At 52.6% G+C, this 19807-nt stretch carries 18 protein-coding genes; 8 read left to right on the top strand and 10 right to left on the bottom strand.

The window, feature by feature from the left end:
* Positions 1 to 19: 19 nt before the first annotated feature.
* From AB1L42_RS07435 to AB1L42_RS07425, 3 genes are all read left to right on the top strand, one after another.
* Positions 20 to 811 carry a succinate dehydrogenase/fumarate reductase iron-sulfur subunit gene (locus AB1L42_RS07435; protein ID WP_367053009.1) on the top strand — a complete coding sequence of 264 codons (792 nt, stop codon included), beginning with the start codon at positions 20 to 22 and terminating at the stop codon, positions 809 to 811.
* Between the two features lie 303 nt (positions 812 to 1114).
* On the top strand, positions 1115 to 2341 hold the full coding sequence (locus tag AB1L42_RS07430; RefSeq protein ID WP_367053007.1) for a cofactor-independent phosphoglycerate mutase: 1227 nt from the start codon (positions 1115 to 1117) through the stop codon (positions 2339 to 2341).
* Positions 2342 to 2417: 76 nt separating this feature from the next.
* Positions 2418 to 3014, top strand: a complete 597-nt coding sequence (locus AB1L42_RS07425) for a cytochrome c oxidase subunit 3 (protein ID WP_367053005.1) — start codon at positions 2418 to 2420, stop codon at positions 3012 to 3014.
* Positions 3015 to 3115: 101 nt separating this feature from the next.
* On the opposite strand, the gene AB1L42_RS07420 is transcribed toward AB1L42_RS07425, so the two are convergent.
* Together AB1L42_RS07420 and AB1L42_RS07415 are read right to left on the bottom strand one after the other, a co-directional pair.
* The gene (locus AB1L42_RS07420; RefSeq protein WP_367053003.1) at positions 3116 to 3763 is read right to left on the bottom strand and encodes an FHA domain-containing protein; all 648 of its coding nucleotides are present in this window, start codon (positions 3761 to 3763) and stop codon (positions 3116 to 3118) included.
* Positions 3764 to 3957: 194 nt separating this feature from the next.
* Positions 3958 to 4347 carry a response regulator gene (locus tag AB1L42_RS07415; RefSeq protein ID WP_367053001.1) on the bottom strand — a complete coding sequence of 130 codons (390 nt, stop codon included), beginning with the start codon at positions 4345 to 4347 and terminating at the stop codon, positions 3958 to 3960.
* Between the two features lie 230 nt (positions 4348 to 4577).
* Here AB1L42_RS07415 and AB1L42_RS07410 point away from each other — a divergent pair, with 230 nt between their 5' ends.
* Positions 4578 to 9056 (top strand): PQQ-binding-like beta-propeller repeat protein, encoded by a 4479-nt coding sequence (locus tag AB1L42_RS07410; RefSeq protein ID WP_367052999.1) that lies wholly within the window; start codon positions 4578 to 4580, stop codon positions 9054 to 9056.
* A 118-nt stretch (positions 9057 to 9174) separates the two neighbouring features.
* Here the strand turns inward: AB1L42_RS07410 and csrA are convergent, their stop codons facing one another.
* The 3 genes from csrA to hisI form a co-directional block, all read right to left on the bottom strand.
* Complete coding sequence (gene csrA / locus AB1L42_RS07405) at positions 9175 to 9381, bottom strand: carbon storage regulator CsrA (RefSeq protein ID WP_367052997.1); 207 nt, start codon at positions 9379 to 9381, stop codon at positions 9175 to 9177.
* Between the two features lie 330 nt (positions 9382 to 9711).
* Positions 9712 to 10590: an ATP phosphoribosyltransferase gene (gene hisG / locus AB1L42_RS07400; protein ID WP_367052995.1), complete on the bottom strand. Its 879-nt coding sequence runs from the start codon at positions 10588 to 10590 to the stop codon at positions 9712 to 9714.
* A gap of 96 nt (positions 10591 to 10686) precedes the next feature.
* Positions 10687 to 11070, bottom strand: coding sequence for a phosphoribosyl-AMP cyclohydrolase (gene hisI, locus AB1L42_RS07395; protein ID WP_367052992.1), 384 nt, complete (start codon positions 11068 to 11070; stop codon positions 10687 to 10689).
* 628 nt (positions 11071 to 11698) lie between these two features.
* Between hisI and cysC the strand changes: the two genes are divergently transcribed.
* A complete protein-coding gene (gene cysC, locus AB1L42_RS07390) occupies positions 11699 to 12304 on the top strand; it encodes an adenylyl-sulfate kinase (RefSeq protein ID WP_367052990.1) in 606 nt (201 codons plus the stop codon).
* Between the two features lie 275 nt (positions 12305 to 12579).
* Entirely contained in the window at positions 12580 to 12903 is a 324-nt protein-coding gene (locus AB1L42_RS07385; RefSeq protein WP_146510612.1) for an HU family DNA-binding protein, read from the top strand.
* Positions 12904 to 13039: 136 nt separating this feature from the next.
* Here the strand turns inward: AB1L42_RS07385 and AB1L42_RS07380 are convergent, their stop codons facing one another.
* Positions 13040 to 13279: a hypothetical protein gene (locus tag AB1L42_RS07380; protein WP_367052988.1), complete on the bottom strand. Its 240-nt coding sequence runs from the start codon at positions 13277 to 13279 to the stop codon at positions 13040 to 13042.
* On the opposite strand from AB1L42_RS07380, the gene AB1L42_RS07375 reads away from it, so the two are divergent.
* Positions 13278 to 14153 (top strand): alpha/beta hydrolase, encoded by an 876-nt coding sequence (locus tag AB1L42_RS07375; RefSeq protein WP_367052986.1) that lies wholly within the window; start codon positions 13278 to 13280, stop codon positions 14151 to 14153. The two genes, AB1L42_RS07380 and AB1L42_RS07375, sit on opposite strands and share 2 nt — an antisense overlap.
* A 464-nt stretch (positions 14154 to 14617) precedes the next feature.
* On the top strand, positions 14618 to 16348 hold the full coding sequence (locus AB1L42_RS07370; RefSeq protein WP_367052984.1) for a hypothetical protein: 1731 nt from the start codon (positions 14618 to 14620) through the stop codon (positions 16346 to 16348).
* Between the two features lie 37 nt (positions 16349 to 16385).
* Here AB1L42_RS07370 and otnC read toward each other — a convergent pair whose 3' ends face one another.
* The 4 genes from otnC to AB1L42_RS07350 all read right to left on the bottom strand — a co-directional run bounded on the left by otnC (position 16386) and on the right by AB1L42_RS07350 (position 19737).
* The gene (gene otnC / locus AB1L42_RS07365) at positions 16386 to 17018 is read right to left on the bottom strand and encodes a 3-oxo-tetronate 4-phosphate decarboxylase (RefSeq protein WP_367052982.1); all 633 of its coding nucleotides are present in this window, start codon (positions 17016 to 17018) and stop codon (positions 16386 to 16388) included.
* Positions 17015 to 18319: a 3-oxo-tetronate kinase gene (otnK, locus tag AB1L42_RS07360; protein ID WP_367052980.1), complete on the bottom strand. Its 1305-nt coding sequence runs from the start codon at positions 18317 to 18319 to the stop codon at positions 17015 to 17017. The genes otnC and otnK overlap by 4 nt, the downstream gene beginning before the upstream one ends.
* Before the next feature lie 153 nt (positions 18320 to 18472).
* The gene (locus AB1L42_RS07355; RefSeq protein WP_367052978.1) at positions 18473 to 18745 is read right to left on the bottom strand and encodes a hypothetical protein; all 273 of its coding nucleotides are present in this window, start codon (positions 18743 to 18745) and stop codon (positions 18473 to 18475) included.
* A 236-nt stretch (positions 18746 to 18981) separates the two neighbouring features.
* Positions 18982 to 19737 carry a methyltransferase domain-containing protein gene (locus AB1L42_RS07350; protein ID WP_367052976.1) on the bottom strand — a complete coding sequence of 252 codons (756 nt, stop codon included), beginning with the start codon at positions 19735 to 19737 and terminating at the stop codon, positions 18982 to 18984.
* Positions 19738 to 19807 lie beyond the last annotated feature (70 nt).

Below are 19807 nucleotides of genomic sequence, written 5' to 3'. Positions count from 1 at the left end.
TTTCTCGATTGATCTGACCATGAGCCACTCTGACCAGAATCTGAACCTGACACTTCGAGTGTGGCGCCAGGACGGCCCAGACAGCCGTGGGCGATTCGTGGATTACAAAGTGAATGGGATTTCGACCCACATGTCGTTCCTTGAGATGCTCGACGTTCTCAACGAACAGTTGGTCGCTGCTGGAGAAGAGCCGGTTGCGTTCGACCACGATTGTCGTGAAGGAATTTGTGGAACGTGCGGCGTGATGATCAACGGTCAAGCGCACGGCCCGGACAAAGAAACAACGACCTGCCAGCTGCACATGCGTCGATTCAAGAGCGGGCAAACAATCGTCATCGAACCATGGCGAGCCAACCCGTTCCCCGTGATCAAAGACCTCGCCGTCGATCGATCTGCCTTCGATCGCATCATTGAGTCCGGCGGATTCGTTTCGGTCAACACAGGTCAGGCTCAGGACGGGAACTGTTTGCCGATCCCACGACAGGATCAGGAAAGTTCCCTCGATGCTGCTGTTTGCATTGGCTGCGGAGCATGTGTCGCAGCATGCAAAAACGCTTCGGCGATGCTCTTCACATCGGCGAAAGTTTCCCACTTGGCACAGCTTCCTCAGGGAGACCCAGAACGGTCACAACGCGTTGTGAACATGGTCGCTCAAATGGACCAAGAAGGCTTCGGAGGCTGCAGCAACACCTATGAATGTGAAGCAGCCTGCCCGGCGGGTGTCTCCGTCGAACACATTGCCCGACTGAATCGCGAGTACATTAAAGCATCCTTCTGCTCGACTGCGGTTCCGACCACAAAATCAAAGTAAGAGGTCGGTTGCACGGTGCTCCATTTCGCATTGCGTCGAGTACCCAGTGAGAATCGCTTCGAAGTTTGCACAGGATGACCTCCGCACTTTCGCGGAGGTTTTTTCGTCGGTCGAACTGAATTCCAAAGCCGGCTTGAACTTCGGAAGACAACTTGAACAGGCCTGAGAAGAACTGAACCGGCAGCGTACCGCGAGCAAAAGCTGCTTTCGTGAGAAGAAACCGGTTCATGCGAGTGCACAGGAAAGAGCAACTTGCTCTAGAATCATTTCTCTTCACGTTCACACTCCAACATTGGCAATCTCATGAAGTATGCGTTGGTAATTCCGGATGGCTGTGCCGACGAAGCTCAAGAAACACTCGGGGGAAAAACACCTCTGGAAGCAGCCAACGTTCCAAACATGGACGAGATCGCGAAGCTGGGACGTCTCGGTCAAACCGACAACGTTCCCGAATCAATGCCGTCCGGGAGCGATGTTGGGACAATGAGCCTGTTCGGTTACGACCCGCTGGTCTATCACACAGGTCGAGCACCGCTGGAAGCTGCAGCCCAGGGAATCGAATTAGAAACCGGAGACTGGGCCATTCGGTGTAATCTCGTGACCGTCGTTGATGGCATCATGAAGAGCTTTACCGCCGGGCAGATTTCGAATGATATCGCTCGCGAACTCATCGAACTCTTGCAAAGCCATTGCTGTGGAAATCAGCACTGGAAATTTCACGCGGGGGTCAGCTACCGAAACCTGCTGATCTATCGGGCCCGTGGAGAAAAGGCCCCTTTCGCGACGGACACTTACACCGTTCCTCCTCACGACATCACTGATCAACCGATCGCGGATCATCTCCCCATGGGTTCAGGAGGATGCGATCTTCGCGCGCTCATGGAGAAGAGCGTCGAGTTGTTCCAAGGCTCTGAGGCCAACCAGAAACGTCTATCAGACGGTCTTCTTCCAGCCACGCAAGCCTGGCTGTGGGGACAAGGGTCGCGGCCGGATCTTCAACTGTTCTCCGAGAGATTCGGAGTACGTGGAGCAGTGATTACTGCTGTGGATCTGCTGCGCGGCATCGGAAAGCTGATTGGCTGGGATGTCGTCGAAGTCGAAGGTGCCACCGGGTATCTCGACACGGATTATGCTGCCAAAGGACGCGCAGCGATCGAAACACTCAACAAAGGACATGACTTCGTGGTCGTCCACGTTGAAGCGACTGACGAAGCTTCTCACGAAGGCCTTGCCAAAGAAAAAGTGACCGCACTTGAAGAGATCGACGAAAAGATCGTCGGTCCTCTCCATCGTCACCTGCGTGAGCAGGGTGACTACCGAATTTTTGTCTGCCCGGATCATCCGACATTTCTCCGCACCAAGACTCACAGCCACGGTTACGTTCCCTACGCATTCTGCGGTTCGGATGTGCGGGGGATTGGCGGAAGTGCCTATAATGAACCAGCAGCTCGACAGACAAAAGAAGTGATCGAAAAAGGCCACGACCTGATGGGCACCTTCTTCGATGTGTCGCGATCGGACTCCGAATAACTCTTCAAATCATGAGTGAGTAAAGAGAGTTCTCATTCAGCAATTTTCACTGCCGAGCCCCGTTTGGATGGCAATTATGCCTGGCTCTCAGCGTTCTATTTCAATACCGAACCGATACGCAGGAGGCCAAAGTCTGCAAGCCCTGCGAATGGTCGGTGTCTGCGTCAGTTCAGCCATCGTTGCCATGGGTCTGACATGGCTGTTACAGCGACTCTTCGGAAAACCGAACGTCGACCACAAGGGACTTTACTTTCCTCCCGCTTTCGCGTTCAGCACACTTATTCTCTTTCTCGGCAGCATCTCACTCGGCAAAGCTCTCTCGCACGTGAAACGGGAACAACAGAAACCCTTTCGCAAGTGGCTACTCACCAGCCTGATTCTGGGAAGTCTCTTTATGGGCGTGCAGTGCTACGCTCTCTGGTCGCTGTTTCCGAATGAAAGAACTTACGAGTCAGCAACAGTCGGAGTGACTGCTTTCGTCCTCTGCCTCGCGACGCTCCACGCGATCCACTTTTTTGTGGCGACGATGTTTCTCTCGCTGATCGTCACTCGATCCTGGAGCGATCGGTATGACCATGAGTATTTCTGGGGCGTTCGGGCATGCGCCTGGTTCTGGCACTTTCTGGGGGTCGTCTGGGTCGCGATTCTAGCCGTCATCGCGATCGCCCTGTGAAGAAGAGATCAGCCTCTCGTTCGAAACCCCAATCGGCCCACTTCACTCCTCTTCGGCTTGGAGAGCTTGTCAAACTCGGTCAAGCGCTTGAAGCTGCGGCTTCAATGATCGGAGGGGTTGGCCAGCTCGTTCAGATAGCGAGCCAGTACGCCCGGTACAGATTGCAACCGGTGCCATGCTTCGTGAGGGAGCATGACGTCTTCTTTGACTTCTTCGTCACTCTGATCGCCGTCGCTTTGCGTTCGACTTGAAATCGAGTTCAGCGCCGCGAGGACCTCAGTTCTGGCAAACTCGATCAGGCTGGCGACTTGTGCAGCTTGCAGTGCGTTCAGGTCGTCAGGACAAGCCGGCGGACCGCCTGGAAAAGCGGGTTGAACAAGTTCGCTGTCTTCAAGAAAGATGCTGGAATCGTCATCCGGATCGATTGGAACTCCAGCACCGGCGATGTCAATTTCCACTGGCTTGCCGACAATCAACAGACAGCGGCCGACCGCGATTTGATCCCCGGGCTGAATCATCCGCATTTTTGTGTAGTGCCCGTTTACCCGAGTCCCGTTGGTGCTGTCGAGGTCGGTGATGATCAAAGCATCTTCGTTTCCCTGAACTTTTGCATGGAAACGACTGATCCGCTCATCATTAAGCTGAACTTCGTTCTCTTCTTCGCGTCCAATCGTGAACGGCGTTTCGAGATCCCGCAAGACAACTCCCGCTTCGTGCCCCTGAATCACCTGAATCGTGACCAATGCCATCGTCCGTCCGACCTTGCTAATTCGACGTGATCAATGCGGCGGGATGGGTCTTTCGCTGGCTGACCTGTAACCACGAAAGAGAGAATCGCAACTGACTCCCCAATTGACTAACCGCTACCGCGATAATTGCAATCGTCGAAACGATCGAGACTGAACATCTCCATCGGGTAAGAAACGACCGCATTCCAATCAAACTATAACTCCAAAGCACAATTGATGGTATCGATCAAATGTTGCGCACGAGGAGGCTTCCTGAGGACAGAGAATGCTTCCAGTCCGTAGGCTTCCGCTTCCAGTTCTCGCGACAGGTCCGAAGTCATCAAAATGCAGGGCAATCGCGATTGATGTTCACGCAACCAGCGGATCGCTTCCAGCCCCGTCATCACGTGCATATGCATGTCGAGAATGACGACGTCGATGGATGTCGTGGAGACAACTTCGATGGCGTGCTCCGCACATTCAACCGCAATCGTCTGGAAATGAGGTTCGAGCAACTCGAGCACAGTCTCTCGAAAAGCGCAATCATCGTCCGCAACAAGGAGTTGCGGACTGGCATCAGACTTCGATTCTTTTGCAAGGTTCACGGTCTTCGTCCACTTTTGATGATCTTTTCCCTGTCATTCGGTAGCACACAATCTGCAAACCTGTCAATTGTTTTTCCGAACTGCTGCTCTTGAAGCTGCAATGTGAACTCATTTTTTCGCGCAGGTCGCTTCCGACAAGGGCTGTCTTCAAGGAAATTTGATCCGTCGAAATCTGACTTTGCCCAGAGGTCTCGCATTCTCAACGGGGTCTCACCGGGTATGATTTCGATATGAATCATCCGTCCTTATTGACACACATTCCGTTCGATATGGTCTCCGAAATCCCGATGAACAATCATCGTCGAACAAATTTCCTCGTCGGCTGGTGCATCGCCTGCTGCCTTGTATTCATTGCACCGGAGGCTCAAGCCCAGTTCTTCAACCCGTTCGGGAACCAAGAGCAGTTTGATCCCTCGAGCGACATCGACGATCTCGTTCTGCGGCTGCCAACCGACCATCTCGTGCAGTCCGCATTCCAGCAGGGGAACGACCTGATCGCAGAGGGAAAGGTGGCGGATGGGCTGAAGATCCTTCAATCAATCCTCGACGAATCGGTCGACTTCTTCACCACAGACGACAATGTTGTCGGTGCTCCCATTTCCCGTCTCGTTCGCTCAACGATCGAAACGCATCGTGATGAGTACGAACGACTTTATGGAGGCGAAGCTCAACGATTGCTGAAACTCGGCGTGGCTGAACAGGATCGACTCGCCATTGGAGAAGTCGCCAGACGGTTTGCTGCGACGGAAGCTGGAATCGAAGCACTCAAAATTCTGAAGCGAACACGACTTGATGTCGGGGACCTCTCTGGAGCCCAGCGAACGCATTCGACGGACGAGCTGAACGACCACATTGAGACTCTCAAAGAGAAAATCCAACTCGGTTCTGAGTCCGAGTCACCTCGCCAAACATGGACGAATCCGCACGGTAGTCCGTCTCATGCTGGCAGCTTCGGGTTCTCCCCTGTGCGTTCGAGTCAGATTTGGAATCGGTCATTGATTGACGAGTATGACTTTTTCCTCGGGGACATTAATCGCGAAGCTGACCTCGTTCAGGAATCGCTTTCAATTGCAAACGCCACCGGTTCGAGGATTCATGCTTCCGAGAAGTTGGTCAGTTTTCCGGCGGGACGAGCACTCAGCGTCGGGAATCTGGTTCTGGTTCCGGGCTATACTGCCCCCAAAGCTTACGACATCGAGACTGGTGAACTCGTTGGTGTTGGAATCAAGTCTGACGAAACGTTCGACTATCTCTTCAAAACGACTTCAAGCCCTGCTGGGCAGCGCGACCCTTTTCGCGAAGAAATGCTGTCCCTGTTCTTTTCATTGCGAGGTTGGCGGGACTTGACGTCATCTTCGCTGAGTACGGACGGCGAGTACGTATATGCGATTACAGACTGTCAGTTGGTCGGCAGTACTCAGCCCGATTTGCTGATGCGATCAAATCATCGACACGAGCTTCTTCCGCAGTCTTTCAATCAGTTGCATTGCTACGAAATCGCCACCGGGCTGCGGAACCGATGGTCGATCGGATCGATGGATGACCAGGCTGTGATTCCTTTCGATCAGGTGGTGGAACTTCCTCGACAGGTTTTCTTTTACGGGGCCCCACTTCCGGTCAACGACCAACTCTTCGTGATCGGTGAAGAACGTGGTGAAGTTCAGCTCTTCGAAATCGACAAACATAACGGAGACATTCTCTGGTCGATTGGTTTGCTCAATCCCAACCAGGATCTGGTGTTTGCCGATTCACGGCGCCTGGCAGGTCTCATGCCCGCGTATCTCGACGGACTGTTGATCTGCCCCACCGGCGAAGGAGTGCTGACCGCCATCGACCCTCTGAATCGCTCCGTGGTCTGGACGCACCAGTACCAAAAGTCAGCCCGTGCTTCTTCGCCGGATCTGTTCCTTCGAAGACGGCGTCCACGCTCGCAGAACATTTCCGATTCCATCGAACGATTGATCGACGACCAACGCTGGTTTGAGAGCAAAATTGTGACCGCGAACGGGCTTTTGTTTTTCACTCCACCCGACAGCGATGAACTTGTCGCTGTGAAGCTTGAAGACGGAACTCCGGGCTGGGAAAATCCCCTCGCTCGTGGACAGATGATTTCCATACTGGGAGTGAATGAGGACCAACTCATCGTTCTGTCGAGAAGAGAAATCCTGGCACTCTCTACTGTCGATGGCAGCCGCGAATGGAGCGTTGCAATTCCGCTTCCGTCGGGACGAGGCGTCCGCATGGGGGAAACTTACGCGCAACCACTCTCAACGGGAGAAGTCGCTTTCGTCGATCTCACGACCGGCACAATGCTCGCGCGTTCGATGGTTTCTCCGGATACTCCTATCGGCAATTTGACCGTAGCTGGAGACCGACTGGTAATGCAGACCGCTACCGAAATTTCGGCGTTCTCAAGCGAAGCAGAGATCCGCGATTCACTCGCAGAACTGGCTGATCATTCCCCGCAACGAGTCGCCACTCTCGCGGAGATCACCTTACAGCAAGGCAACTGGCAGCAAGGGTACGAAGCGTTCACGAGCATCCCGCTCGATGAGTTGCCCGAAGACAGCCGTTCCGTGCTCGCATGGGCAATGATTGAACGTTTGGCCCAATACGACGTGGAGTTCGACGTTGATGAAATCAAAAACATCGAGCCGCTCTTCACCAATGCGGAGCAGTTGTTTGAGTTTCGCAAACACCTGGCCAATCGGTTCACGAGGAATGGTCAGTACGGAGAAGCGATCGATCAGTATCTGACGATGATCAACGAGAATGAAACGCGAGGCACCACTCAAGACGCAGATGGAATCGTTGAACTCGATTCACAACGATGGGTCCTTTCAGAAGTCTTCAACATCTTTCAATCGGCTTCAGAAGACGATGCACAACTGCTGCGTCAACGGATCAATGAGTGGCTGACCGAACAATCGAACGACTCAGCCGCGATCCTTGTCATTCGTTCGTTCCCGAAAGAAGTACTCGACGTTGAGAATATCCTACAGCGACTGGAGTCGATCGAGCGGACATTAAAACGAGTGAATGAACTTTCCGTCATCTGGACACGCCTACTTAGAGATCTTCCTTCCGAAGAACAGCCTCGTGCACTTGTTGAACTCGCCAAGAATTCTCTCGTCATGAAAGAAGGCAGAAACGCGAATGCTTACCTGACGACGGCAGAACGTTTGCTCGATGGTCAGGAGAATGCACCACAAGCTGTCCTGAAAGAAATCGAAAATCTTCGCACCGCACGCGAGTGGCTTGAGCTGTTTCGGGCGGTTCCAGTGTGGCCTGAGACTGCGATTCATACGGATGATGTCAACGCTGTCGAGCTTCATCACCGCTATCAAATTCCTCAGCTGGGACCTTCTTCGATTCCCCTTGAAGGCTGGTCGTTCTTTCTCGATCAGATGGGAACCTATATCGACGTTTACGACAATGACGGGGTCAGAAGAGCACGCCTTCAAACCGGCATCCGAACGACTCGATTCCCTCTTGGTTCGCGTTTGGGACGTCACGTAATGATGCATGGCAACCTGGCACTGATCGTGCTTGCCGAGCGTTTTCTGCTGGTCGATTTTCAACTCAGCACCGAACTTCCGCGAGTTCTTCTCAATGAATCACTCGTCGAAGTCGAGGATGATTTCGCCGAACAGCGTGTCTTCTCCGACCCTTTGAATGAACCGATTCCTGGATTTCGGACGTTCCTCTCTTATCGGCAGGAGCAAGACGAGTTCACTGGCGACGTCGGTACGATGACTTCATCATTTCTTTGCTTTGGACGAGGCGTCGACCTGACCGCCATCGATCCACTGACGGGTCGTCTTCTCTGGGAACGAAGTGATCTCGAACCGGGAAGCGAAGTCTTCAATGATGATGAGTACATCATCACGAAAGCGCCGAGGTCGCAAATCGTCCGAATCTTCCGAGCAATGGATGGACGGGAAATTGGCTCTCAGGAAATTCCCGCAGAGACGATCCGAGGCCCCATCGACAGACATTTCGGTGAATGGGGACGCTGTTGGCCGGTGCTGCACACCACTTACGATTCGCGGGAATTCCAGATGTATGATCCAGTCTTAGATGAGACTGTCTGGGCTGTGAAGGTTCCGGAAGAGTTTGTCTGGACAACCGTGAATGGCTCCGACATCGGCATCCTTGATCCCGACGGAAAGTTCATCGTGCTTGACGGTCAGACAGGTGAGGAGCGACTTCAATCGCAAACAGAGATCACCAACTCTCCCAAAAGCATTGAAGTTCTCATTCGTGGAACGTCATTGATTCTGGTTCCGGGAGATGGTCCCCCTGAGTTCTACCACTTCTCTTACGCGTCCAAGACGACTCACACACTTGAAACAACCGTCAATGGAAAGGTCACCTGCATTGACCAGACAGATGGAAGCGTGCTGTGGTCAAGAGAAATTGTCGACCAGAAGTTGAACACCCTGACGCCATCGGCGTGGCCTGTTCTATTCTTCGCAGCTCCTGAAGGGAGAAGAATGGAGCTGATTGTGCTCAATCGGTTTACCGGTCGAGAGGTCTTCAACGATACATTTATCAGCGACGCCTATCTGGTTCGATGGAAAGCGTCGACACTGCCCCTTCTGATTCAGATCGGCGTGGGACGTAATACCGTCGGAATCGCCTGCGAAGAAATTGTCGCTCCCGCTGTTCCGCAGCAATCGGAAGACCCACCTGCTCAGAACGAGTGATGCGTCTCCGGCGTTCACGCTCAGAGACTTTCAGCGCGCGCTATTTAGAGATCGTGGCAAGCCTTCACTCATCAGCGCAATGACCCGAAACTGATCGCGCGACTAAATCGTTCAACGATCATTTTTCAGTGGGAGTAGACTGTGGCTTACGGTCTGACTTCTGTTCGCTTTGAATGGCCTGATAGACCTCTTCCCGATGGATACTGACCTCTTTGGGTGCTTCGATCCCAAGGCGAACCTTGTCACCTTGAATGGAGACGACCATCAATGTGATCGAATCTCCAATAATGATCTTCTCATCCTGTTTTCGACTGAGTACTAGCATAACTCCGATTCCTGTCGTGGCTCCTCTGACATCGTCCCCTTGAAAAGTCGGACGGATCACCAAACGTAGCCCACACAGGGTTCACAGGATCGGAAGGAAAGTCTTGAATTTCAGGATGTTGAAGCGAAAGGGCCAATTCTGATGGATCGACTGGGCAAAGCGAATCATTCCACTGGCTACGGTTACTTCAATTGTGACGCTGAGTGTGTGACAACTGTCACGCTCTGATCACTCGCCAGTTTCTCACTCAAATTGCATCAGGGAATCTGATGAGATTCCCTGCGTTTAGGCCGATTCATTTTTGCGAGATGAGTAAACGGCGAAACCGGTTCAATCGATAATCTTGGAGATTGGAAACTCAACAATTCCATTCGCTCCAGCGGCAATCAATTCAGGCACAATGGTCCGCACAACTGACTCTTCGATGATGGTATTCACCGCCACCCAGTCAGGGTCCGCCAAGGACGCAACCGTTGGATCTTTCAAGGCCGGAAGATTCCGCAAAATCGTCGGGAGGTCCGATCTTCGGACATTCATCATCAATCCGACTTTGCCTTCGGCAGCCAGACAGGACTTGAGCATCAATGCGATGTCCTGAAGCTTCTGTGACTTCCATTCATCAGTCATCGAAGTCTTGTTCGCGATCATACGCGTTGTGCTCTGCAGCACTTCGTCAACAATGCGAAGATCATTCGCCCGAAGTGACGAGCCTGTTTCTGTGACCTCAACGATGGCATCTGCAAGTCGCGGCGGTTTGACCTCAGTCGCTCCCCACGAAAATTCGACCGATGCGTTGACACCATGCTGTTTCAGATAGGCTTCCGTCAGCCCCACTGCTTCGGTCGCAATGCGTTTCCCCTCGAGATCTTTGACACTCTTGATCGGAGAGTCATTCGGGACACACAGCACCCAGCGAACCGGACGCCGACTGACCTTCGAGAAAACAAGCTCGCAGATTTCCGTCACATCTGCCTGAGTTTCCTGAATCCAATCGAAACCGGTAATTCCGGCATCGAGAATTCCATTCTCAACATACCGGGCCATTTCCTGAGCACGAATCAGCAGGCACTCAATTTCGTCATCATCGATGGTCGGGTAGTACGACCGAGAAGAAAACTTGATGTTGTAACCAGCTTTGCGAAACAGTTCTGCGGTGGCATCCTGCAGGCTTCCAGCTGGGATTCCGAGTTTGAGAGTTCTCTCTGACATGAGGCAATGACTCGTGGTTCGATATCGATGAATTGATGGATTAAGTCGGCGAGGCGAATGGCTTCGTTGAGAACCGAACGGTTCAAGACGTCACGCTTACTTCTTGCCGTAGACCTGTTTGGGATCGAAGACTCTCTCGCCTTCGACAGACACGGCTTTCGAATCGGGATCGACTCGTCGAAAGAAGCAGGACTGATAGCCCTCGTGGCAAGCAGCGCCTCCGATCTGATTGACCTTTACCAGAATGGTGTCTGCGTCACAGTCGAAATAGAGCGACTTCAATTCCTGAACGTTGCCGCTCTCTTCACCTTTGCGCCAGAGCTTTTGACGACTCCGACTATAGTAGCAGACTCGCTTGGTGCTCAAAGTTTCCTGATAAGCCTCTTCATTCATATACGCCAGCATCAATATGACACCCGACTCCTCGTCTTGAGCGATGACCGGGATCAGATCGTGTTTTTCAAAGTTTGGACCGTTCACGTCAGCTAACTCTCTCTTGAATTCTCATCTGAAGATCGCGTGCATCCTCGACGAATCCAGCGATCACAACCTGCTCGCTTCCGACAAATTGACCTGAGATGGTCTCGATCTGTCTCGTGTCACTGCAACTCAGCTGCTTCATGCTTCGGACATTCTCACCGAGCAAATTCACTGACTGCAGTGCACTTTCGATCTGTCAGAACGACTTTTTTATCGCAGGACACGTCTGCTGCGAACAAGTTCGAACTGAATCGACCAGCTACGAGGGCGCCAACGACAGTCGTGGCTTCTTGTCCCTCGAAATGCTCAGATTCTGTCGAGCATTCTCAGTGTTTTGACTTCTCAATGCTTTGTTCTCAGAGCTTCTCACTCGGCTGTGAGCACCAGTGTCTGAATCGACCAGCTTCCGTTCACGCGCCCTATCATTCACCAGCGGTCGTAATCTAGCACTTCCGACTGAACCACTCCAGTAAGTGCCATGCGACTCATCTCGCGTGCTGCGGGAGCATACTTGAAAACGAGAGGGCGAAAAGATTCCTGTCGATTCCTTTTCAGGCTTTCGGAGATTCTCTAGCATGCGAAGAGAAAATGGCATCTTTTCCATAGCAAAACTGATTTGAGAAACGCAATGGCCGAACAAAAGGCAACAAACGTTCATTGGCACGATCACCGGGTTTCCTCCGAAGACCGTAAAAAACTGAAGGGACACAAGTCCTGCGTGCTTTGGTTTACTGGTCTGAGTGGATCTGGAAAAAGCACAATCGCCAATACCGTCGATCACAAACTGGCAGAAATGGGCAAGCACACCTACTTGCTCGACGGCGACAACATCCGCATGGGTCTCAACAAAAACCTCGGTTTTTCTGCAGAAGACCGAGCTGAGAACATCCGCCGAATTGGCGAAGTTGGGAAACTCTTCTCAGACGCAGGGATGATCACCCTGACCGCATTCATCTCCCCATACCGAGCAGACCGTGACGCTGTCCGTGCATTGCTCGAAGACGGCGAATTCGTCGAAGTTTACGTCGACGCTTCTCTCGAGACCTGCGAAGCACGCGATCCTAAAGGGCTTTACAAGAAAGCACGTGCTGGCGAAATCAAAGGCTTCACCGGGATTGATGATCCCTACGAAGTTCCAGAAAAAGCTGAGCTGATTCTCGATTCAGACTCCAAGGGAATCGACGAATTGGCTGACGAAGTCATCGCATTTCTCAAAGAGCGTGGAACGATTTAGTAACTGAGTTGCCCACTTTCGATGAGCCATTTTGGATGGATTTTTCATCGATTCGAGTTCGCACTGCGTCGGTGATGATCTCGATCGTCGCACCCAGGAAACCGGATTCACGTCCCAAATGAGCGTTGACCGCAACATTTTTGCGGAAAAAGCAACGATTTTGTTGACATTGCCTGCGTGCGGCAATTGACATCCATTGACGGCAGAATTCTACTTAGGGCCTCAATAACTTCAATTTCAGGTCGATTTCAGACCGCCATTTGAAAGGAGCCACGATGGCGAAGAAGGCTGTAGCTGCTAAACCTCTGACCAAGACACAGATCCTCAACGAACTGTCGGAACGAACCGGCATGACCAAGAAGGAAGTCGCTGACTTCTTCGACGTCCTGGAACAAGTCATCGCTGAGAACATCGGAGCAAAAGGGCCCGGCGCTTTCACGATTCCTGGACTGCTGAAGATCGTGAAGAGAATTCGCAAGAAGCAACCTGCCAAGAAGGGTATCAATCCCCGAACTGGCGAAGAAATCATGATCGCTGCAAAGCCTGAACGAAAAGTCGTGAAGGTCACAGCACTCAAAAAACTGAAAGAGATGGTCTAAGACGCAACGAAGTCAGCAGTCTAGTCTGAACCGACTTCACTGAGGCCATCGACGACGATTGGTTTTCTTGCTCCATCGATCCCTTCGACCACTTAACATGGTCGAAGGTTTTTTTTATGCAATCACTTCCACGATCTCAAAAGACATCCCACCTCCCCGCTCTCAGCTTGAGGAATCCGCTCGAAACGGATCCTCGCCCGCAGGCTGCAATCCGCTGAATTGATTGGCGTTCTTTGATGATTCCGTCGTACTCTCTACCATGACAGGGCTGCTTTGGATGGGTTTCGCAATAAACCCTGAAGATGAACTCTGAAATCGCCAGCCACTCAACTTCGAACAGCTTCTGATCGATGTTCACTTCTGGAGAGACATGCATGGTTGTTCCCCGCCCGATTCGCGTGCTGTTGATCTGTGCGCTCGCGTTCACTGCGATTCCTATGCAGAACGCAACTGCTGAAGAACTCCCGAACATCCGCTATGCGACAGTCGACGGTCAGGAACTGCTGCTCGATCTCTATTTGCCGGACGAGATCGACAATCCGAAACTGATCGTCTGGGTTCACGGTGGAGCCTGGAGATCTGGTTCGCGAACGTCGATGCCGCTGAAAGACCTGATCGACAAGGGCTACGCAATCGCGAGCGTCGACTACCGCTTGTCACCGGTCGCACGATTTCCTGCCCAGATTCATGACATCAAAGCAGCCATCCGATTTCTCAGAGCGCACGCTTCGAAATATGGTTACGACCCGCAATCCATCGCGATTGCAGGTGCTTCCGCAGGAGGACATCTCGTCGCTCTGGTTGGAGTGACGAATGGCAACTCTGAACTCGAAGGACGAGTCGGCGATCACCTCGACCAGAGTTCGGATGTCCAAGCAATCATCGACTTGTACGGCCCCACAAATCTGACGACAATTCTGCCGCAATCGACTCCGCACGGACTCGGAGTCCGCATCCCTGCCCTGCAATTGCTGTTAGGCGGTCAACCGGAAGACAAAACTGAATTGGCCGAACTGGCAAGCCCCGTCTTTCACGTAGACGCTTCCGATCCTCCGCTACTGATGATGCATGGAGATCAGGATCCCCAGGTTCCGATCAACCAATCCTTGGAGCTTCTGGGACGGTACGAGGCGCTCTCACTCCCTTTCGAACTTGAGATCATCCATGGTGGAGTCCACGGTGGACCTCCTTTCTACGATTCCGCTCGAATTGAGCTGATGGCAGATTTCCTGCAGAAGTCCCTGAAGTAGAGCATGTTAGACCGATCCAGGTTTTCATTCACACCGGTACAATCAGAACGCTTGATGGTCTCTGCATCCGCTCAAGGATTCATGAAGGCCATTTCGAAGCCAGCTTCACCTGACTCAGCGATTTGTTGACACCGAAGGGTCAGTTGTCAGGTATTTCATGTCAGACGACTTGCGATTGCAGCCCAAGTTCAGTCGTACTGGCAAAGAATCGAAAAGAAAACCCTGAGAAATTCCCTGTCGCACCGAAACCCTCAGGCGGATAACGAGTTGGAACTCTGACTATAATTGAAATTTCGAATCTCCCCCTTTTGACTCACTGCCCTGCCACAACATTCAAATTCAATGACTGGTTTTCATCCAATCACAAGCATGGTCCAACACAACGAACAGATTGACGGCGCCAGACAATCGCATTGACGTGAGCGACCTGCACTCGTGACTCTGAACCTGAACGAAAGTCATCCATGAAACTTCTTTCATCCTTGTCTGCTCAGACCGATCATGCTTTCGTTTCAAGCCTGAGACGAATCGTCACAGCTTGCCTGATCACGAGTGCCCTGATCGTGATGACAGTTCGGGTCAGCGAAGCGCAGACGACTGAAACCGAAGAAGAAGATTATGGCCCGCGACTGCCATTCGCGATGGTGACCATCCGCAGCCTCGACCAGTCTCTCGTCAACATTGGCGAGATGTTCGAAGCCTCTGGTCGACCTGACATGACTGAGATGATCGAAGAGTTTCTCACAGATCGTGCAGGCAACCTGGACGGAATTGACCGCACTCGCCCGGTGGGTGTGATGTTCTTTCTCGACGATTCACTTCCGCCACGCCCGACACCCGTGGCTTACATCCCGATTGATGATCTCGACGCGTTTGTCAAAACCGCAGCACTTGGCCCACTGAAGCCTGAGCGAGTCGAAGGCGAAGAAGGACGGTTCAAGCTGGGAGGCGGTCGACGGGCCCTCAATATGGTCATCCAGGATGACTACGCGTTCGCGACTCCCAACGAATATCTCCTCGAGGATGAGATGCCGCATCCTCTCGATCACGTCTCCGGATTCGCATCTCGTTACGACGCGAGTGTCTCACTTCAGCTTCGAAACATTTCGCCCATCATTCGAAATGTCTTCCTCGCTACATTTCAAACGAGCGCACAAGCGGAACTCCAGCAGAGAGACGATGAGACTGCAGCCGCTCACAAAATTCGAAAAGCCAACGGACAAAGCGGGTTGGAATTCCTGACTCAACTGTTGCGGGATGGAGAACAGGTCACACTCGGTCTGCAGGCGAATCCGGAAGAACAGACCGCCGCTCTCGAATTGCTTTTCGACGCGACACCGGACAGTGAGTTCGCAAAGTTCATGACCAACATTGGAGGTCGAAAGAGTTCCTTTGAGGGACTCTACTCCGAACTGCACCCCCTCACACTCTCCGTTTCCTGGATGCTCGATCGCCGTGAACGGGAAGCGATGAGTGGACTCGTTGATGCCATGGACATTGGCTTCAAAGAGAATCTTCCGGAAACCGTTCACCCGTCGGTCGAGCGACTCGCCCAGTCACTTCGAGCGACGATTGAGCAAGAACACCTGAATGGAATTCTGCAGTTCGTCCCGTTGGAAGACCGTAAATTCGTTCTGCTGGGTGCGCTGAAACTGGTCGGAAGTAATTCCTTCGGGGAAGCTCTGCGTGAAGTCCTGAGCGAAGTCGAGTCCAACGATGCCATCGACACGATCGAACTTGATGCCCACGAGCATCAAAGCGTCGTACTGCACCGACTTCAAGGTTCGAACTCAAGTGGCGAAGACCGTCGAATCTACGGAGGCGATCCGAGTGTCTATCTAGGTACCGGAAACGGCGTGCTTTGGTTTGGTCTCGGGGGCGACGAAGTCACTTATGAACTCGATTTCGCTATCGATCAGTTTCTCGCTTCTTCAGCGGCTACCATTGGTGGAAGCACTGCCCCGTTTCAACTTGTGTTTCGAATGCTGCCGTGGCTCGACCTGCCTCCACAGGAAAACGCAGATCCGCTTCAACGGGAATTGACTGACGAAGCGATGTCGGACGGTGGAGATGCTGTGCGCATCGAAATTCGACCGACAGAGAACGGAGCACGCGCTCGCATGCAATTCGAGAACGGGTTCGTCAGACTTCTCGGCCTCTTCCTCGCCACCAAGTACGACGAAAGCCAGCTGTAACGCCGAGACTTAATTCGATTGGCGCGACAGTGAGCGTTTAATTCGGAAAGCGTCGCTCTAACTCGTTGCACTGGTCGCGATCGAGAAATCGGGTCGCCTGACCTCTGAGCAGGAGGAAGAGCTTCGCGGTCTCTTCAAGTTCTTCCGTCGCTGCGACCGCTGCGTCCAGCGATTTGCCAGCGACGACCGGGCCGTGATTGGCAAGCAGCACAGACCTGGCGTGTTTTGATTGAACTTCGACCGCTTCCGCCAGCGTTTCGTCTCCAGGTGGATAATATGGAATCAGCGGGAGCGTTCCGACTCGCATTACATAATAGGCTGTGATTGGAGGCAGAACGTTCTTGGGGTCCACATCAGCCAGACACGACACAGCCACGGAATACGTGGAATGAAGATGCACGATCGCTTGTTCTTTCGGACGTGAACGGTACATCGACAGGTGAAGAAAGGCTTCTTTCGAGGGTTTATCTCCTGAGCGAAAATCTCCATCGGGTCCCAGCCGTGAGATTCGATCAGGATCGATGCGTCCCATGCATGTGTTCGTTGGCGTGATGAAAATTTCGTCCCCGAGCCGCGCACTGATATTTCCCGAAGTTCCGAACGTCAGCCCTCGATCGAAAATCGACTTGCCTTGAATCGCAATCTGTTCCCGCAATTCCCGTTCGTTCATGGCAACATCTCCAGAGCTTCCCGAAAGAAGTGCTCGCTTCCAAAGTTTCCCGATTTCAGAGCCAGCGCCAGCGAGGGCTCAGAATCCGAAGTCGTCCATGGAACTCCCGGACAAATGGCGGGGCCGATCTGGAGTTGAGAGATCCCCAATTGACGGACGACTGCACCGGACGTTTCTCCACCTGCCAGAATCAAACGGCGAACACCGCATTCGTTGACCATGTGTTGCGCGAACGAGGCGTGAAATCGTTCGATCTTGTCAGCAACCCCTTCAGTTCCGAATTCCTGCTGAAGTTGCTGAACGGTTTCCGGGAGCGCTGAAGAAAACACAAGGAGAGGTATCGACGGATCGTGTGAATTTGACCATTCGATGACCTCTTCGAGAAGACGCTCGCTGTCGTCCATGAGTTGTCGCACGTCGATCTGAAATGCCGGTGCGAACACTTTCATGCGAGCGACCTGACGATTGGTCATTGTCGAGCAGCTGCCAGCCAGAACAAGACTTCGCCCGGTAACGGTCGGGGGAACTGCTTCCCGCTTGTGATTTTCGACAACCCCCGTTTCCCGATACATCTCCCCGAGGTAACGCCCCAGCCCGGACCCACCAGTAATCAATGGGGCATCTGCCGCGACCTTTGCCAGCGATTGCAGATGCTGTTCATCGCAAGAGTCAGAGATAATGAGTTGAATGTTTTCGTCCGCGAGCTTCTTGAGTTCTGCTCGAATTTGTTCGGGTCCTGCCTCGATGGTGCTGTAATCGATCAGACCGACCGAGCGTGTCGACTGTTGCTCGAGAACGCGGATCAGATTCGAATCGGTCATGGGATTGAGAGGATGGTTCTCCATTCCCGATTCGTTTAAGAGCTTCTGATAGACGAAAAGATGTCCTTGGTAGACCGTTCGCCCATTCGCTGGAAAAGCGGGACAGAAAATCGCCTGCGAGACTTTTAACTCGTCCATCAACGCTTCAGCGACCGGGCCGATATTTCCCTGAGGCGTTGAATCGAACGTCGAACAGTACTTGAAGTAGAACCGACCGATCCCCGATGCTCGCATGGCATTCAGGCTCGCTACCGATTCCGCAATCGCCTCGCTGACTGGAATCGACCTCGTCTTCAGGGCGATCACAACAGCATCGGCAGCGACTTCCCGGAGAGCTTTCTGAGTTGGCACGCCGAGAAACTGAGTGACTCGCAATCCGCCCTGGACGAGGTTCGTCGCGAGATCGGTGGCTCCCGTTACATCATCCGCGATACAGCCCAAAACGGGACCACGTCTTGAATCGGCATGAGCGTCTGTCATCTGCACAGTTTCCACGTTCTCGTGTTGAGATTTTTTCAATCACTGCGAGAACCGTAACGTGACGCCATCACAAATGATTGAGCCGAGACGTTAGAGATTAACAAATGAACCACACTCCGCCGAGTCATTCAGGCGATGAGAAAACGGGGTTTCTTATCGTGATCGTTTCCAAAGGATATTCCCGCGCATTCGAACGGGATAACCATTCTTTTGACGTTGAAGCTCTCGCTTGAGGACGAAGCGACGATGAATATTCGATCCCATGCCCGTTGCGGGACGCGCTTGAAGAGTGTTCGTTGGTCTTCGCGTGAAGATCGCTGCGTCGGCTGTCGTTGTTTGAAACAGACCCAGCACAGCGACGAGACAAGCAAATTTCGAGATTGACCAGACAGTTTTCGTTCCCAATAACCGGTGACTTGCGTTCATTTTCCTGTTCCTCGCGAATGAAATTTCTCGATGCGAAATCAGATTTTGACGACGCATTTTCAGCATCGCTGATCGCCATCGTCAGGCAACGTCAGCGATGTGATCCGAACGCGACATCAATTCATTCTCTACAGCGCGTTATCGGAACCGATGTGACACAGCAGAGATGACCAATCACAAAAATGGCCAAAATCATCGACTCTCACGTCGGTCGTTTCAGTTGGGAGTAGTGAGTCCTACTTTTCTTTGGAGAAAATGACGACATGTTGTCTCGGGAGTCTGCGGAATGTTCCCGCCCATCGCAGACCATGTGCGGGTACGAGAGCCTCCGCTTTCACTTGTGCTTCTGACATCTTGTGAACTTCTTTGATCGGCACGTACGGATCTTCTTTGCGGTATTCAACAAACGCGACTCGCCCTCCCAGTTTCAAAGCTTGCGAGATGTTTTGAAGCATTTCGAACGGAAAATCGAACTCGTGGTAAACGTCGACCATGACAATCAAGTCGACGGTTCCTGCCTCCAGGCGAGGTGACTTTGTTGTTCCAAGGACAGGGACCACGTTGTCAATTTCCAGGAACTTGCACTTCGCCTGTAGTGCCTCGAGCATCTCCGGCTGAATATCGACGGCCAGAACGGTCCCGCTTGGGCCGACTGCTTCGGAGAGAAGAACACTGATCACTCCAGACCCAGCTCCAATATCGGCGACTGTCATTCCGGGTTCGATGTTCAACCCTTCGATCAGCTTCGAAAGCCGTTCTTCCTCTTCACGTTCTGGTCGCTCCAGCCAGCGGATTCCCTGATGCCCCATCACGCGCGCGATCTCTCGGCCCAGATAGAATTTGCCGATGCCGTTTGGATCGTGATTCCGCTGATAGGAATACCGTAAGTCCGCAAGTGGTGCCGAGAGCGATTCGTCCTGAGCATCGACTTGAGGCGGGATGACGATCAGAAGCAAAACGAATGAAGTGAGCCATATGGTCAGGCTGCGCATGTTTATTTCTTTCAGAAGAAAGAGGATGATTGGATTCTCAGAGTGTGAATGCTTCAACGTCGTGCATGAT

Source organism: Thalassoglobus sp. JC818 (assembly GCF_040717535.1).
Lineage (GTDB): Bacteria > Planctomycetota > Planctomycetia > Planctomycetales > Planctomycetaceae > Thalassoglobus.
The sequence above is the reverse complement of the archived record's forward strand: the minus strand, read 5'-3'. Positions and strand labels throughout refer to the sequence as shown.

What these genes read in the sequence shown, in the direction of transcription:
- AB1L42_RS07435 (WP_367053009.1), top strand. Translation starts at nt 20, where the DNA reads ATGAGCCACTCTGACCAGAATCTGAACCTGACACTTCGAGTGTGGCGC.
- AB1L42_RS07430 (WP_367053007.1), top strand. Translation starts at nt 1,115, where the DNA reads ATGAAGTATGCGTTGGTAATTCCGGATGGCTGTGCCGACGAAGCTCAA.
- AB1L42_RS07425 (WP_367053005.1), top strand. Translation starts at nt 2,418, where the DNA reads ATGCCTGGCTCTCAGCGTTCTATTTCAATACCGAACCGATACGCAGGA.
- AB1L42_RS07420 (WP_367053003.1), bottom strand. Translation starts at nt 3,763, where the DNA reads ATGGCATTGGTCACGATTCAGGTGATTCAGGGGCACGAAGCGGGAGTT.
- AB1L42_RS07410 (WP_367052999.1), top strand. Translation starts at nt 4,578, where the DNA reads ATGAATCATCCGTCCTTATTGACACACATTCCGTTCGATATGGTCTCC.
- csrA (WP_367052997.1), bottom strand. Translation starts at nt 9,381, where the DNA reads ATGCTAGTACTCAGTCGAAAACAGGATGAGAAGATCATTATTGGAGAT.
- hisG (WP_367052995.1), bottom strand. Translation starts at nt 10,590, where the DNA reads ATGTCAGAGAGAACTCTCAAACTCGGAATCCCAGCTGGAAGCCTGCAG.
- cysC (WP_367052990.1), top strand. Translation starts at nt 11,699, where the DNA reads ATGGCCGAACAAAAGGCAACAAACGTTCATTGGCACGATCACCGGGTT.
- AB1L42_RS07385 (WP_146510612.1), top strand. Translation starts at nt 12,580, where the DNA reads ATGGCGAAGAAGGCTGTAGCTGCTAAACCTCTGACCAAGACACAGATC.
- AB1L42_RS07375 (WP_367052986.1), top strand. Translation starts at nt 13,278, where the DNA reads ATGGTTGTTCCCCGCCCGATTCGCGTGCTGTTGATCTGTGCGCTCGCG.
- AB1L42_RS07380 (WP_367052988.1), bottom strand. Translation starts at nt 13,279, where the DNA reads ATGCATGTCTCTCCAGAAGTGAACATCGATCAGAAGCTGTTCGAAGTT.
- AB1L42_RS07370 (WP_367052984.1), top strand. Translation starts at nt 14,618, where the DNA reads ATGAAACTTCTTTCATCCTTGTCTGCTCAGACCGATCATGCTTTCGTT.
- otnC (WP_367052982.1), bottom strand. Translation starts at nt 17,018, where the DNA reads ATGAACGAACGGGAATTGCGGGAACAGATTGCGATTCAAGGCAAGTCG.
- otnK (WP_367052980.1), bottom strand. Translation starts at nt 18,319, where the DNA reads ATGACAGACGCTCATGCCGATTCAAGACGTGGTCCCGTTTTGGGCTGT.
- AB1L42_RS07355 (WP_367052978.1), bottom strand. Translation starts at nt 18,745, where the DNA reads ATGAACGCAAGTCACCGGTTATTGGGAACGAAAACTGTCTGGTCAATC.
- AB1L42_RS07350 (WP_367052976.1), bottom strand. Translation starts at nt 19,737, where the DNA reads ATGCGCAGCCTGACCATATGGCTCACTTCATTCGTTTTGCTTCTGATC.